The sequence below is a fragment of the Klebsiella sp. NPDC088457 genome (genome assembly GCF_044900465.1).
Lineage (GTDB): Bacteria > Pseudomonadota > Gammaproteobacteria > Enterobacterales > Enterobacteriaceae > Klebsiella.
Map to the genome: position 1 here is coordinate 1 of NZ_JBJDNH010000073.1, position 13,408 is coordinate 13,408.

18 protein-coding genes are annotated in these 13,408 nt (G+C 58.2%); 16 read left to right on the forward strand and 2 right to left on the reverse strand.

Annotated elements, in window-relative coordinates; genetic code table 11:
• The 16 genes from ACI2JR_RS26650 to ACI2JR_RS26725 all read left to right on the forward strand — a co-directional run.
• On the forward strand, positions 1-186 hold a 186-nt coding region (locus ACI2JR_RS26650), incomplete at its 5' end, for a P2 family phage major capsid protein (RefSeq protein ID WP_462479902.1).
• 46 nt (positions 187-232) lie between these two features.
• Positions 233-1,135 carry a phage terminase small subunit gene (gpM, locus tag ACI2JR_RS26655; RefSeq protein WP_462479903.1) on the forward strand — a complete coding sequence of 301 codons (903 nt, stop codon included), beginning with the start codon at positions 233-235 and terminating at the stop codon, positions 1,133-1,135.
• A gap of 102 nt (positions 1,136-1,237) precedes the next feature.
• Positions 1,238-1,735, forward strand: coding sequence for a head completion/stabilization protein (locus tag ACI2JR_RS26660; RefSeq protein WP_462479904.1), 498 nt, complete (start codon positions 1,238-1,240; stop codon positions 1,733-1,735).
• On the forward strand, positions 1,735-1,935 hold the full coding sequence (locus tag ACI2JR_RS26665) for a tail protein X (RefSeq protein ID WP_462479905.1): 201 nt from the start codon (positions 1,735-1,737) through the stop codon (positions 1,933-1,935). Before ACI2JR_RS26660 ends, ACI2JR_RS26665 begins: the two co-directional genes overlap by 1 nt.
• Positions 1,926-2,207 carry a hypothetical protein gene (locus ACI2JR_RS26670; protein ID WP_230489390.1) on the forward strand — a complete coding sequence of 94 codons (282 nt, stop codon included), beginning with the start codon at positions 1,926-1,928 and terminating at the stop codon, positions 2,205-2,207. Before ACI2JR_RS26665 ends, ACI2JR_RS26670 begins: the two co-directional genes overlap by 10 nt.
• Positions 2,204-2,755 (forward strand): lysozyme, encoded by a 552-nt coding sequence (locus tag ACI2JR_RS26675; protein WP_462479906.1) that lies wholly within the window; start codon positions 2,204-2,206, stop codon positions 2,753-2,755. Before ACI2JR_RS26670 ends, ACI2JR_RS26675 begins: the two co-directional genes overlap by 4 nt.
• The gene (locus ACI2JR_RS26680) at positions 2,752-3,147 is read left to right on the forward strand and encodes a DUF2570 domain-containing protein (protein WP_462479907.1); all 396 of its coding nucleotides are present in this window, start codon (positions 2,752-2,754) and stop codon (positions 3,145-3,147) included. The genes ACI2JR_RS26675 and ACI2JR_RS26680 overlap by 4 nt, the downstream gene beginning before the upstream one ends.
• Positions 3,148-3,291: 144 nt before the next feature.
• Complete coding sequence (locus tag ACI2JR_RS26685) at positions 3,292-3,750, forward strand: phage tail protein (protein ID WP_462479908.1); 459 nt, start codon at positions 3,292-3,294, stop codon at positions 3,748-3,750.
• Positions 3,747-4,388 carry a phage virion morphogenesis protein gene (locus tag ACI2JR_RS26690; RefSeq protein ID WP_462479909.1) on the forward strand — a complete coding sequence of 214 codons (642 nt, stop codon included), beginning with the start codon at positions 3,747-3,749 and terminating at the stop codon, positions 4,386-4,388. Before ACI2JR_RS26685 ends, ACI2JR_RS26690 begins: the two co-directional genes overlap by 4 nt.
• Positions 4,388-4,972 (forward strand): phage baseplate assembly protein V, encoded by a 585-nt coding sequence (locus ACI2JR_RS26695; protein ID WP_462479910.1) that lies wholly within the window; start codon positions 4,388-4,390, stop codon positions 4,970-4,972. The genes ACI2JR_RS26690 and ACI2JR_RS26695 overlap by 1 nt, the downstream gene beginning before the upstream one ends.
• A complete protein-coding gene (locus tag ACI2JR_RS26700) occupies positions 4,969-5,337 on the forward strand; it encodes a GPW/gp25 family protein (protein WP_462479911.1) in 369 nt (122 codons plus the stop codon). The genes ACI2JR_RS26695 and ACI2JR_RS26700 overlap by 4 nt, the downstream gene beginning before the upstream one ends.
• The gene (locus tag ACI2JR_RS26705; protein ID WP_462479912.1) at positions 5,324-6,223 is read left to right on the forward strand and encodes a baseplate J/gp47 family protein; all 900 of its coding nucleotides are present in this window, start codon (positions 5,324-5,326) and stop codon (positions 6,221-6,223) included. The genes ACI2JR_RS26700 and ACI2JR_RS26705 overlap by 14 nt, the downstream gene beginning before the upstream one ends.
• Positions 6,216-6,833 carry a phage tail protein I gene (locus tag ACI2JR_RS26710; protein ID WP_462479913.1) on the forward strand — a complete coding sequence of 206 codons (618 nt, stop codon included), beginning with the start codon at positions 6,216-6,218 and terminating at the stop codon, positions 6,831-6,833. Before ACI2JR_RS26705 ends, ACI2JR_RS26710 begins: the two co-directional genes overlap by 8 nt.
• A complete protein-coding gene (locus ACI2JR_RS26715; RefSeq protein WP_462479914.1) occupies positions 6,820-8,616 on the forward strand; it encodes a hypothetical protein in 1,797 nt (598 codons plus the stop codon). The genes ACI2JR_RS26710 and ACI2JR_RS26715 overlap by 14 nt, the downstream gene beginning before the upstream one ends.
• Positions 8,613-9,425 carry a hypothetical protein gene (locus ACI2JR_RS26720; RefSeq protein WP_462479915.1) on the forward strand — a complete coding sequence of 271 codons (813 nt, stop codon included), beginning with the start codon at positions 8,613-8,615 and terminating at the stop codon, positions 9,423-9,425. The genes ACI2JR_RS26715 and ACI2JR_RS26720 overlap by 4 nt, the downstream gene beginning before the upstream one ends.
• On the forward strand, positions 9,422-10,498 hold the full coding sequence (locus tag ACI2JR_RS26725) for a phage tail protein (RefSeq protein ID WP_462479916.1): 1,077 nt from the start codon (positions 9,422-9,424) through the stop codon (positions 10,496-10,498). The genes ACI2JR_RS26720 and ACI2JR_RS26725 overlap by 4 nt, the downstream gene beginning before the upstream one ends.
• Positions 10,499-10,625: 127 nt before the next feature.
• Here the strand turns inward: ACI2JR_RS26725 and ACI2JR_RS26730 are convergent, their stop codons facing one another.
• Both ACI2JR_RS26730 and ACI2JR_RS26735 read right to left on the reverse strand, forming a co-directional pair.
• Positions 10,626-11,114, reverse strand: coding sequence for a phage tail protein (locus ACI2JR_RS26730; protein WP_462479917.1), 489 nt, complete (start codon positions 11,112-11,114; stop codon positions 10,626-10,628).
• Between the two features lie 9 nt (positions 11,115-11,123).
• A partial coding sequence (locus ACI2JR_RS26735) for a phage tail tape measure protein (protein WP_462479918.1) occupies positions 11,124-13,408 on the reverse strand: 2,285 nt, incomplete at its 5' end.

Here is a 13,408-nt window from a genome sequence, read left to right on the forward strand (position 1 = left end):
CCCTTTAAAAACCACTCGATCAACTACCAGCGCGGCGGTCTGCGCCGGACGATCAAAGAGGAGCCGGAATACAACCGCGTGGCAACGTACCAGTCCTCGAACGATGACTTCATTGTTGAAGACTACGGCGCGGTGGCCTTTATCGACGGCATCACCTTTGCCGAAGCACCGGGCGGCGGCGAGTAACCGCACACTGGCGGGCTTCGGCCCGCCGTTAATCGGGGAAAAAACAATGCTGACACCGGCACAAAAACATTTTCAGAAGGTCATGGCCGAGCGTCATGGCAAAACCGACGAGCAGTCGGACACAGCCCGTACGGCGCACGAGCAGATCATGCACCGGCTGCGCATGGATCAGAGTGCATTAAGGCGAGTGCAGTCTGACCAGGCGAAAGCGGCGATGAAACGCCAGTTGCTGCCGCATTACGAGGGCTGGATCGAAGGCACGCTCGACGGTGACAGCGGCCGACAGGATGAGGTGATTGTCACCCTGATGGTCTGGGCGATTGATGCCGGTGATTACGCGCTTGCCGTCCGCATTGGCCGCTACGTCGTCACGCATGGCTTGCTGATGCCTGACCGTTTCAACCGTACCGCTGCAACCGTTCTGGTTGATGAGATTTGCGATCCGATTCTGGTGCAGGTCAAGGCGGATGATGCGACCGACGTCACGCCGTATCTGGCGGTGCTCGATGAGGTTGCGGAGTTCACCGCCGGTAGTGATATGCCGGACGTGGTCCGCGCCAAGCTCTGCAAGGTGCGCGCCTTTGCGCTGCGCAATGGCACGACAAACGAACAGACTACCGCGCTGGAGCTGCTGCGCCAGGCACTGACACTGGATGCGGGCGCCGGGGTGAAAAAAGAGATCGACCGGCTGGCTCGCGTGGTGAAAAAAGCCGCCGCAGCGGCGACCGGCGCAGCTGGCGACGATAACACCGACAGCACTGATGGCGCTGAAGGTACAGGCGACATGACCGGAGACACCGCAGCGGACGGCGTGGGCGAAGCTGCAGCATCGTCAGAACCGGCGGTAGCGGCCAGCGTCACAGCAACCAAAACCACCCGCAAAAGCACAACCCGTAAGCCGGCAGCGCGCAAAACAACAGCGAAAAAGACGCCTGCCGCCAAAAAATAACCGACTTGCGCCCCGTGCGCTGGCGGCGCGGGCGGAGATCTGCAACGCATTGCGCTTTCTTTTCTCCGCTCGCCCACCGCCACCTATTCAGGAGACGACGCGATGAGCCTTGTAGCCGGTCGCACTGTTACCCCCTCCTCGGAGGATGTGCCGGACACTGACGACGGTGGCGAGAAAGTCACTGCCGGGAGTTTCTGGCCGGAAATCGCCTTGCGCGATGTGCGCATGGAGATGCGCATCAATGGCGCCGTGACCACCTCGCGCCTGAAGCAGGCCGTTATCGAGGGCGTGTCTCATACCCTAGATCAGCTTGCTGACTGGCAGGCTGCTCAGCTGGCAGCGGGTTACGCCCGACTGGCCGACGTGCCGGCGGTCAAGGTTAACGACGAGAGCGTGAAGGTTCATCGCTTCCGCCGCGCAGTATTCAGCATCGCCCGGGCGCACATTCTCGGCACTAATCGGGACGTGGATACCACCGGTGACGCAGGCGAGAAACGCGCGGTCGCGCTGGCTTCACAGGCCGATGATATGTGGCGTGATGCACGTTGGGCGATATCCGATATTCGCGACGCCGTACGCAATACTGCGGAGGCGTTCTGATGAAAGTCAAAGCGTTGCAGGGCGACACGGTGGACCTGTTATGTCAGCGCTACTACGGCTCCACGCAGGGGGTGACTGAGATCGTCCTCGCCGCTAACAAGGCGCTGGCTGGTCAGATCTTTCTCGACGCCGGCCAGGTGGTGGAGCTGCCGGAAATCAGCACCGCCGCGACAAAGGAGACCGTACAACTATGGAGCTGATAAACCGCGCCTGGAACTGGACGGTATACCTCTGGTCGCTGTTCCTCGGTGGCGTCGGCATGATGACGCAAAAAGACTGGCTGACCGTCATCGCCGCGCTGACGGGGGTGGTGGTTGCTGTGCTCGGCGAGCTGCATCGCCGCCGCATGTCTCGGATCCACGAAACCAATAACGCGCTACTTAACGAGCTGATCGACGCCATCCGCGACGACACCGAGAACCGCCAGGAAGTGAAGGAACTGATCCGCACTATCAGGGAGGCGCCGCGATGAAAAAGGGAATTATCGCCTGCTCCATCGCCGCGATCATCTCGCTGGCGGCGACACTCTGGCCGCAGGCGCTGCGAACCAGCCCGGAAGCACAACTGAAGATGGCGAAGCATGAGGACTGCCGTAAGACCCCGTACTACTGCCCGGCGGGCGTGCTGACGGTGGGTATTGGCTCCACCTCAAAGGTGGAAAATCGCCAGTATGCCGAGGGTGAGATCGCCGAGCGCTGGGTTAACGACCTCCTGCGTGCTGAGAAATGCGTTAACCGTGAATTTAACGGCGCCGCCGCACCGCAGAAAGTCTTTGAGGGTATGACCGACGGCACGTTTAACGTCGGCTGCACCGGGCTGGGCTGGTACACCAACAGCAAGGGCCAGAAGGTACGAACCACCCTCTGGCGCGACGCACAGGCGGGCAACTGGAAGGGGGTCTGCGAACGGCTGACTGACTTTGTGAACTCCGGCGGCAAGCGTTTGCAGGAGCTGGTCAACCGCCGGGAAGAGTTCAAAGCCTGGTGCCTATCTGATCCGGCGCTGAAGGGGGCGAAATGAAAGCGACCGCCATTCTTGCCATCGTGATGTTTGCCCTGCTGATCGCCGCTGTCAGCGCCCTTGCATGGCAAAGCCATAAGCGCGAACAGGCCGAAAAATCGCTGACCAGCACCCAGGAAGAACTGAAGCAGACCGGCGATGTGCTGACCGAGGTCAGGGCGTTACGCCACGACGTCAGCCTGGTAGAAGCGGGGCTGAAGAAGATAAACCAGCAGCGTGCCGCAACGGGAGAGCACCGACGTGAAAACATCAAAACCGCACTGGCCGGTAACGGCTGCGCCGTTGCTCCTGTGCCTGCTGCTGGCGCTGACAGCCTGTACCAGCGAGCCGAAGAAGTCAGCGCCGCAGATTATTCAGGAGCCCTTGCCCGAAAGCCTGACGGCAAAAACTGACGTCCCGCCGCCGCCAGCCAGGCCGATGACGTGGGGCGGGCTTGCCATCTGGACAGATTCATTACTTGACGCGCTGGATACCTGCAACGCCGATAAGGCGGGGATCCGTGAGCTGGAACTACTACGTGCCGCCAGGGGGATAAAGTGATTAAAGCTGAACTACTACGTGCCGCCCTGACCGCCGGTAACACCTGGTGCAAAGCCAACCCGGAACAAATTACGGTCTGGGTGGAGAAGGGCCACATCCAGATTGAAGCGACCGGCGAAGCGTCGTTCATGTACCACTACACCATTCAGGTACTGGCGATGGATTTCCCCGGCCAGGTAGACGATCTCATGCTGCCATTGCTGGCGTGGGTATGGCAGCAGCAGCCCGACTTGCTGTTGAATCCCGACAATAACCGCAAGGTGGAATTTGACGCGGACATTATCAGCGATGACATGGCTGATGTGCTGTTTAAGGTGCCGGTCTGGGAGCGCGTCATGGTGACCAGCGAAAGCGGCACGCCGAAGGCAGAACACCTTGCCGAGTCGCGCCCACGTTTCAACGGTGGGGAGTGGGAGATGGTCTTTGATCCGGAATCCGGAGGCGCCTTGGTATGAGCAACGATGCCGCATTGTTCCAGCAGCTCGATCAGGTCTTCGCGGAAATTCTATCCGCCATGACGCCCGCGCGTCGCCTGCGGACGGCTCGCGGCGTTGCCACCATGCTGCGCCGCACGCAAAGCCAGCGGATCGGTAAGCAGACGTCGCCGGAGGGCGCGCCATATCCGAAGCGCCGCCGCCGGGTGCTGAGATCACAGGCCGGGATCGGGTTTGTCTGGCAGGGCGAAGAGCGCCGCCTGCGTAACTGGCGGGCGACGCGGGGCAGTCGTGGCCGCATGCTGACTGGCTTTGATGAGGGGCGAGGGGCGGTGCGTTCGTTCTACCGTGCTGATATCGAGCGTTATCTCGATATCAGTTTTAACGAGACGCGGCGCGACACCACAAAAGCCGATCCGATGTTCCGACGCCTGCGCACCACGCGTTTTCTGAAGGCCCGCGCGACGTCCGAAGGGGCAAGCGTGGGATTCTCCGGTGTGGCCGCGCGCATCGCCCGCGTTCACCAGTACGGGCTACGGGACAGGGTAAACGATAGCGGCGCGATGGCGAACTATCCCCGCCGCGAGCTGCTGGGCTTGAGTAAGGCTGACCGTATGGCGATAGCCCGCCAGGTGATTGACTCGCTGGGGGTTCGCTGATGGGAATTGCCGAGTTGATTCGCCTGCTGGAGAACGTCGTGCGCACCGGCACGGTGACGGAGATCGACGAGGAAAAATGGCGCGTGCGGGTGCAGAGCGGCGGACTAAGCCCCAACTGGATGCGCTGGACTGCGCAGCGCGCCGGGGCGTTTAAAGTCTGGGTACCACCATCCATCGGCGAGCAGGTCTGGTTCCTGTGTCTGGGCGGAAATACCGATATCGCCTTTATTGGCGGCAGTCTGTACAGCGACGACAACCCGGCACCGGGTGCATCTCGTAACGAGATGGTTGTGATAGCACCGGATGGCGCGAAGTTTCGCTATGACGCGGAGGTGGGCGCCTTGCAGGTGGCGGGCATCAAATCAGCAACGATCGAGGCGTCAGTTAAGGTGACGCTGGACACGCCAGAAGTGGACTGTACCAACCTGTTGCGCGCGAAAAATCTTGATATTTCCGACGGCGGGGAGATGCGCGGCAATTTCAATCATACCGGCGGGGCGTTCAAGTCTAACGGCGTGCAGGTTGACGATCACGATCACGGCAATGTTGAACGTGGCGGTAGCTGGACGGAGGGAACCCGATGAGCGCGCGCTATCGTGGCATGAATGCGACCGGCACCGGGACGCTGACCGATGAGGATCATGTGTGGCAGTCTGTGGGCGATATTCTGCTGACGCCGGTTAATACGCGCATCATGCGCCGCAATTACGGCTCACTGTGCCCGGATCTGATCGACAGCCCGCAAAACGATGTTACGCGCCTGCAACTGATGAGCGCCGCGGTGATTGCGCTGGCGGCATGGGAACCCCGCATCGCGCTGGATGCAATCAATATCGTGTATTCGGCATCGGGCGCCGTGACGGCGGAGTTATCGGGGATGCTGACGGAAAGTATGGAAAAGAGTACCAGAGCAGTGACGTTAAGGAGCGCCAGCAATGCCAACAATTGACCTCTCGCAGCTGCCGCAGCCGACCATTATCGAAGAGCTGGATTTCGAAGAGATCCTGATCCAGGTAAAAGCGGTGATGGTGGCCGCCTATCCTGCTGACCAGCAGACCGCAGTGATTGCCGCGCTGGCGCTGGAATCCGAGCCGCTGAATATCATCGCTCAGGCGATAGCCTATCGCGAGATGCTACTGCGCCAGCGGATTAACGAGGGAGCGGCCGCCAGCATGCTGAGCCATGCGACCGGCGACGATCTGGATAATATCGCGGCCAATCTGGACACGGAACGCCTGGTGATTACCGAGGCGACGGATACCGCCGATGCAGTGATGGAAAGTGATGAAGCACTCCGCCTGCGCGCGCAGGCTGCGTTTGAGGGGATGAGTGTTGCCGGGCCGTCGGCGGCCTATGAGTATTTCGCCCGCAGCGCCAGCGGCAAGGTTGCAGACGCCAAAGCGTCCAGCCCGGCCCCTGCCGAGGTGGTGGTTGCCGTGCTATCTACCGAGGGTGATGGCACCGCGTCGCCGGAGCTGCTGGCCGCCGTTGCTGAGGCGGTAAATGATGAAGACGTCCGCCCGATAGGGGATCGGGTTAAGGTGCGTAGCGCCGAGATCGTGGATTACGAAATCGACGTCACGCTCTACCTGTACCCGGGGCCGGAATCAGAGCCGATTATCAACGCTGCTGACGCCTCACTGCAAAGACTCCTGAAGCAGAACGACAAAAAGATCAGTCGCGACGTGGCGCGCTCCGCCATCTCCGCAGCGGTACATGTTCAAGGCGTGCAGCGGGTAGAAGTTAATTCACCGTCAGTGGATATCAAAATCAGCGATATCCAGGCGGCCCGCAATATCGGCTACAACATCGAAAACGGCGGAACAGATGAGTAACACTCTGCTCCCCCCGTCAGCCAGCGCGTGGATGCGCAGCGCCGAGGCCGCTACGGCGAAGCTATCCGGGATAACGGTAGCCATCCGTACCCTGTGGACGCCGACCGCCTGCCCGGTTGATCTGCTGCCGTATCTGGCCTGGGCCCTGTCTGTCGACAGGTGGGATAAGAGCTGGCCGGCGGAGCGAAAAATTGCAGCGATCCAGCGTTCCTACTGGCTGCATCGCCGGAAAGGTACCCGCGCAGCAGTACGGCGCGTGATTGAGGATATGGGGTTTTCAGCGACGTTCGCGGAGTGGTTCGACGTCGGCGACGAGCCGGGCACCTTCCGGCTCGAAGTGGACGTGAATGACGTTGGATTAACACCAAAAACCCTGGACGAATTAAACCGCCTGATTGGAGATGCGAAACCGGTCAGTCGCCATCTTGCGCAACTGACCGTTGCAACCAGCGTCAGAGGGATGGCGTGGACCGGGTCGGCAATAGTTGACGGGGAAGTAATAACGGTTTATCCGCCGGGGTATGAACCGGACGAGAGTATTTTTTACGACGGCCAGAGCCGTTATGACGGCAATAATTACGTATCCGGGGATCGATATGGCGAGTATTAATGAAACGGCGCAATGGGAAAACGAAATTTACCAGCTTGCGCGTGGTGATAAAGTCGAGGGCGGGCGTGGTGGCACGGCCAATATTCAGGCCAAACAGCTGGGCAACCGGACGCGTTATTTGTATGACCAGATGCAGGCGATAATGACCAGCGCGTTTACGGGCATCTATCACGCCTCTGATGAAGAAAATGGCCTGTCCCATACCAGCGAAGGAGAGTTATTTTTCACGTCAAACGGGCCTGATGATGAATTTATTTTCAGTTTTTTTATTAATCAGGGTGGCGTTGCCGTCAGCGCTGGCGAGGTGATTAATGGCCGGGCCATGCTGGGCCTGATGGGGCTGATTTCCTCTGTCAGTTATCTGGAGCCGGGGCGCTTCTCCCGGTCGCCAGTGCATTCGGCAGTGATGGATAAAGACCGGCGCTGGTTGTCGTATTTTGTGCAGGACATGCTGCACCTGAAGCGACTGGCAGTGCACGGTGCCATGTCATCGGATTCGCTGGATGTGAACGAAATCAGGGTGAAGGGGGTTACCGCTCCGCTTAATTATCTTAACCCTGCGAGGTATGCCCGCATTCCTTATTCCGGGGTGACGACCGATAAAAACCTCCGCATCATGAATACCACCGATGATAACGGCCGCGTCACCATCGCCGGGGTGGAAATTAACCCGCCCGCACCACCGGGAGATAAATACGAGGTTTATTGCGATGGCGGCAGGCTGTTCCGTGTCAGCAATAAAACCGGCGAGCGCGTTTTGCTGGATAACTCCGGTGACAATACCGACGTTAAAAATGACGAAACGCATTTCTCTTTTACCTCCCCGCGTGATGAATCGGTTATTGGTCATCGCTGGTACAGCCCGTATGAGAACTATCAACCTGCGGCGTATTTCGGGCGGCAGGCCATTGTCGGATTTGGTCATAGTTTTATGGCTAACCCGCGATTCTTGCGAACGCTGTCTGATTTAACAGGTCTGCCGACCTACAATTTTGGCCGATCAGGCGGGCTGTCGCGAACCGTTGCGCTGCGCGCCGGGGCATACACCGTATCCTATACTCCGGTCGGTGGCGCTATCCCTGAATCCGGCCCTGTGGCACTGTTTCCTGCTGACCCCGGTGTTTTGCAAATTGTAGGCAACGCCTCGTTGACAGAAATAGTGCGGGGAAATCTTGCCGGAATTGACGGGACCCTGGCATGGGACGGAGCAACGTTGACGTTTACCCGTGACGCCAGTGGGGCGGCTGTTGCGGTTCCAGCCGCGACGCCGTTTATTTACTATCCGTACACGATTGATTCAACGAATACCGTTGAGAAGGGTGTGCGATATGACCCTCATGGCGAGGCGATAAATTGGTTATGGCTGGGCCGGAATAACGCATCGCAGGCGGGGCAGATTCTGAGCGATGCACGGGCCATTATTGAGAGTATGAGGGCAAAGCATAAGCGATTTGTTATTTCGCCAGAATTTCCGATGGCAACTGAGATTAAAGGTACCAGCGGTAACGCGTATATTCCGTGGCTTAACCAGCAGCTTAAAAAGCTGGCCCCGGATAATTACTGCGAGATTGACGGGGTTGATATGCTGGCGAACTTCAACGCGCACTACAACCCGGCGTACGCGCCGGACGTGACTGATATTGACAACGGCATCACGCCAAGATCTCTGCGCCAGGATTCGCTTCACCCCAGCCAGACACTTCAGGCAAATGCGCTCTATATCGGCGCAGATGTAAACGCGCAATTTGGACTCCAGTTTTTGAAAAATAAAGGGTGGTTATGATGAAAGGCCCGTATGAGGTACGTCCCGGCTTAACCCTGCCTGACGGCGATATTCTTTATCCAGACCCGGCAATTTTTGATACCACGCTGGCTATGCTGGATTTTGGCGATACATGGTCGGGGGCGGGTAAAGTGGAGGGGTATGCCGCAAACGACAGGATTAGAAATATCTGCTATGTCGATGATTTCGCCTATCCAAATTTACCGATGCCATTCGACGGTAACGGTATTCAGTTTGCAGAACACAACGGCAGTAAAATTACACTCCCGGACTCGTTTATTATTCCTGCGGGTTGCCAGGTGCAGCTTGTCAGGTTGTGGGTGAAGTTCGCCACGTCAGACGTAGGTGAAACGGTAGCCCGGTATAATAACCAGGTTGTGGTTATTGGTGGCACATATGCATCCGCCAACGCGCTGACCTATATTTCCGCAAACAATACTGAAGACGGTAAAATCAGTAATTTACCGGTCGGGGCGTGGGGAGCCGTGTGGGATGCGGGAAGTTTTACCGGCGCCGCAAAAACGGGTGACGTGGTTCAGCTTGCCTGGCTGGCGACAAAAATTAACGCGGAATACGCCACGCTGCGGACGTTTGTTAATGGCAGGTATGCCGGTGATTTTCTCCCGGCTAAATACAACGCCCGTCCCGCTGATATTCTTATCCGCCAAATCAATAACAAGGGTGCCAGTGAAAAAACCGTGCGCTGCACGGTGTACAGGCTGGCGATTGATGACCTGACCGACTCAACCTTACTGGCTGAGGACATTGTCGCGCGTGATTTTGCAGAGAATAACGGGCGGTTTTCATGAGTGAAAAAACATATCAGGCCATCCTGACAAATGCCGGAAAGTCGCGACTCGCGGCGGCGGCATTATCGGGTGAGCCGGTGGGATTTACTGATATGGGGGTGGGCGACGGCGGCGGCACCGTCCCCGCGCCTGACCCGGCCAGAGAGGGACTGGTCAACGAGCGCTATCGCGCCACGCTGAATCGTCTGGTCATTGCTGACAAGGCAGAAAATGTTATCCGTGCAGAACTGGTGATAATGCCGCAGGTGGGAGGTTTCTGGCTGCGTGAGGCGGCGCTGTATGATGCCGACGGGGTTTGTCTGGCTGTGGCGAACCTGCCCCCATCCTACAAACCCCTGCTCGCTGAAGGCTCAGGGCGTTTGCAGTCTGTCAATCTCTGGATAGCGGTAAATAATACCGCCGATGTGCAACTGATTACCGACCCCACGGTGATTATTGCCTCTGTTGATGAGGTTAACCGGGCAAAAAACGAGGCCAAAGATTACGCCGATGAAATCGTGGGGAAACTCGATACCAGTATTCAGCAGGCTATCGCTGCTGCGGTTAGATCGGCCGTGAGTGATGCCTGGGAACTGGACAACCCCGTCGGCACCACGCGATTTTTCAATCAGAACCTGAACCCCAATGAGCGCTGGCCATGGTCGGAATGGGTGTACACCGGCGAAAACAAAACGATCCGTGTCGGCAAAGCTGACGGCTCAAACGTCGGCACGACCGGCGGCAGTGATGCCGTCACGCTTCAACGCGCTAACCTGCCCGCCGTGCAGATAGACGTAAGCGGCCAAACCAGTGAGCAGCCCCAGCAGGAGCTGACCACGAAACCCGCTGGCAGACACAAACATGGCGGTGTGCCGAGTCGGGAGAATCCGTGGGAGATTGGTGGTGATATCAGCCAGCGCTTTAACCCGGCGAACCTGGGCGACACTGATGAGGCTGAGGACCATGAGCATGATATTGATATTCCACCGCATCACCATGACGTCACCGGTAAAACCGCCAACCTCGGCGAGGGTCAATCGTTCAGCGTGGTCGAGGCGCACACCCTGCTGATGTGCTGGGCACGGGTGGCGTAGTATCGAGTACCGTCAAAAATAACAGTACTGCAGGTCGTCAGAAGTGGTGGTGCGGTACCACCATAGTCAGAAACGGCAGTATCTGCCGGCAGTGAAAAGCCCCTTATCGCAGGGGCTTTTTTGTGGGTTAAAACAGGGTATTTAGAGAGTCTGAGACGGAATTAACCGCCTTCGTCGCGCTGGTCTTGAGATCATCCAGAATGTCACTGACCGACGACGTCTGTAGCTTCTCGCGAAAGTCTGCATCTGCGCGACTGAGGCTAATCGTGAATTCGATCTTTTTGGGGTTGCCGTAGCGATCAAACTCCGTTTTTCCCCGCTCCAGCCGCGTCATAACGTACATCCCGTAAATCTGCCCGTCACCCTCAATCAGCGGCCAGGGGCGACCGGCAAAGCCGATCGTCTCCAGCGCCGCCAGTGACCAGCGCCCGCCAGTAATCTCCGGGTAAAGCACACCGTCGAGCGTGATCGTGTCGTCTCCCGGCCCAATGTACTGCCAGGCCGCCGACTGGTTAACCCGGTCATTTTTAACGTGCCGCCATTCCTGCGAGTGGCGCAGCTGCTGATACGGGACTGTGCGCAGCGTAAAAACAAACATCCCGAATACCATCATCATAAAAGCTCCTTACTCCCGATCGCGGAAAGAACCACGGTTAGTTTTGCGGGTGCTGGCCATTAAATCTCGCACGGCGGTGCGAACCATTTTTTCAAGCTCCTGATCCGAGCGCTTGCCCACGTCGTTAAAGACCAGCTGGAAGAACGGCGAAGCACCCGACGTCGCCGAGACCGGCGCAGACGTTGCCCCTTGTGTCGCTGTCGGTACCGACAAAACGCCGCCGGCCGCAGCAGCAGAAACGCGTGGCACAGGTTGCGGGATAACCCGCGCTTCCTGATAGGCGCCACGCAGCGCCAGTGCGCGAGGCAGGTTTTTAAAGACAATGTCGCCGGGGCCGACCTTTTTGGTGTTGTTAGCTGTGGCCTTAGTATTCGTATCAATGTTTTTCAGGTGACCTTGAACGCCGGTAATGACCGGCGGCTTACCGCCATTAACTGGTTTGGATACCGTCGCCTGACCCAGGGGTAGTTGATGCCCGGCCAGCGCTGTCGCAGAGGCTTCAAGTTCCCGCTGTGCCTTGTCAGCCTGCTGCCTGGCCCTGTCTATCCCTTCAGGAATAAGATCCAGCTTTTCAAGCAGCCAGCCCACGCCATTCATTAACTGCTGTAGCGGCCACAGCAGGAAACTGAGCGCAGAACTCATCACCCGCCCGAAAGTCTCCCCGGCGGTAGCGCATTTATCCAGCGTATCCTTGCTGGCCTGCATCGGAGACAGCAAGTCTTTGAACCATCCCCACACTGCTTTAATGGCATCACCCAAGGAGGAGAATACTGGCGCCATCGCTGAGAATGCATTCCTGAGCGGGGTTAATCCCTCCCATAGCCCGCGAAGGAAACCACCAAAGAATGCTTTAATGGGCTCCCAGAACTTCCAGATAATCAGCCCCGCCGCGATAAATGCCAGCGCAATCAGACCGGGGATGCCGAGCAATGTAGCAAGAATGACGCGCGTCCCGGAAAGAACCAGATTGAGTCTGGCAATACTGGAAGTCGCAGTGATCGAGGACAGACCGATGTTTTGAATGGCAAGCCGCAACTTTGCAAAGGGGCCAACGTAGAAGCTGACGGCGAGACTCGCCAGACCGACAGCACCCGTAAGCGCCACAAGAGCGGCAGTGGCAAGCACCAGTGTTTGCGTCAATTGCGGGTTTTCACTAACCCATGACTGCAAGCTGTTAACGACACCGGTAATGGTTTGCACAAGAGATCGAAGGCTGGTATCCATTCCCGCCAGCACTTCGGTGCGCAGGCCATCAAAGGCACCGCCAAGTTTGCTGATGTCGCCTGGCAGGTTATCGCGCAGGGTGTCGCCCAGCCTGTCAGCGCTCCCCCTGGTGTCGCCGAGGCGATTGGAGACGTTCGCCAGCGCAGAAAGAAACGCAGGGATCTGGTCAACAGACAGATCCTCAATCGGAGTACCAAAAAGCGAAATCGCCGCATTCGCCCGCGTCGCTGGATCCTGAATGGACAGCAGGCCTTTTGCTGTTTTCTCCATCGCCTTGCGCGCGCTTTCGCCGCCGGTCGCAATGGCAGAGGACATAGCCGCCGCATCCAGCCCGATTGCCTTATAGGCGCTGACGCTGTTTTTTGACATATCGGAGCCGCGGATGCTGAATTCCTTGATGGCGTCCCCGGTTTTATCCAGCGCAAACTTACCTTGCTGCGCCATATTGACCAGCAGCGACATAGCCTCCGCGCCGGTGAAACCCATATTGCGGAAGTGGGTAGAATATTCGTGAAGGATTTCCGGCATCTCAACGCGCATCTGAGTGGAAACGCGCTGCATGCCGGCAGTGATAAGGTCGAATGCTTCATCACTGCTGCGAGCCAGACCGTTTTTCATCATGATCGCCGCCATCTGGATATGCTCCGTCATATCCCCGCCCAGGGCGGTTTGCAGATCCAGCGCCTTACGTGAAATACGCGTCAGCTCCTCATCACCCACCGCGCCGAGCGCACCCAGCGTACTGCGAACGCCCGCCACCGCCTCCGATATACGAGCCAGATCGCGACTGACGCCAGCGGCGTTAATATCCTGAATGATGCGGGAATAGCGACCGCCAGATGCCGCGCCCTCGCCGTTCTGTGCGGCGATAACGGAGGCGTGCTCCTGAGTCTGAATCTGCGGCGCCATCAGCCGCGCACCCAGATAGCCCGCCCCGGCGCTCGCCGCAGTCATCGCCAGACCAGCACCACGCATCTTGCCGGCGATCTCTTTAGCCCGGTCATACTGCATACGCGCTTGCGTGGCTGCCGCGAGCTGGCGACGTTCGCGCTCAAGGGTCTGGGTATATT

Bases quoted from the DNA above. Each gene is read 5' to 3' on its own strand.
- ACI2JR_RS26675 (WP_462479906.1), top strand. From the start codon at position 2,204: ATGAAAAAGGGAATTATCGCCTGCTCCATCGCCGCGATCATCTCGCTG.
- ACI2JR_RS26730 (WP_462479917.1), bottom strand. From the start codon at position 11,114: ATGATGATGGTATTCGGGATGTTTGTTTTTACGCTGCGCACAGTCCCG.
- ACI2JR_RS26710 (WP_462479913.1), top strand. From the start codon at position 6,216: ATGAGTAACACTCTGCTCCCCCCGTCAGCCAGCGCGTGGATGCGCAGC.
- ACI2JR_RS26660 (WP_462479904.1), top strand. From the start codon at position 1,238: ATGAGCCTTGTAGCCGGTCGCACTGTTACCCCCTCCTCGGAGGATGTG.
- ACI2JR_RS26715 (WP_462479914.1), top strand. From the start codon at position 6,820: ATGGCGAGTATTAATGAAACGGCGCAATGGGAAAACGAAATTTACCAG.
- ACI2JR_RS26720 (WP_462479915.1), top strand. From the start codon at position 8,613: ATGATGAAAGGCCCGTATGAGGTACGTCCCGGCTTAACCCTGCCTGAC.
- gpM (WP_462479903.1), top strand. From the start codon at position 233: ATGCTGACACCGGCACAAAAACATTTTCAGAAGGTCATGGCCGAGCGT.
- ACI2JR_RS26670 (WP_230489390.1), top strand. From the start codon at position 1,926: ATGGAGCTGATAAACCGCGCCTGGAACTGGACGGTATACCTCTGGTCG.
- ACI2JR_RS26700 (WP_462479911.1), top strand. From the start codon at position 4,969: ATGAGCGCGCGCTATCGTGGCATGAATGCGACCGGCACCGGGACGCTG.
- ACI2JR_RS26690 (WP_462479909.1), top strand. From the start codon at position 3,747: ATGAGCAACGATGCCGCATTGTTCCAGCAGCTCGATCAGGTCTTCGCG.
- ACI2JR_RS26665 (WP_462479905.1), top strand. From the start codon at position 1,735: ATGAAAGTCAAAGCGTTGCAGGGCGACACGGTGGACCTGTTATGTCAG.
- ACI2JR_RS26695 (WP_462479910.1), top strand. From the start codon at position 4,388: ATGGGAATTGCCGAGTTGATTCGCCTGCTGGAGAACGTCGTGCGCACC.
- ACI2JR_RS26705 (WP_462479912.1), top strand. From the start codon at position 5,324: ATGCCAACAATTGACCTCTCGCAGCTGCCGCAGCCGACCATTATCGAA.
- ACI2JR_RS26725 (WP_462479916.1), top strand. From the start codon at position 9,422: ATGAGTGAAAAAACATATCAGGCCATCCTGACAAATGCCGGAAAGTCG.
- ACI2JR_RS26680 (WP_462479907.1), top strand. From the start codon at position 2,752: ATGAAAGCGACCGCCATTCTTGCCATCGTGATGTTTGCCCTGCTGATC.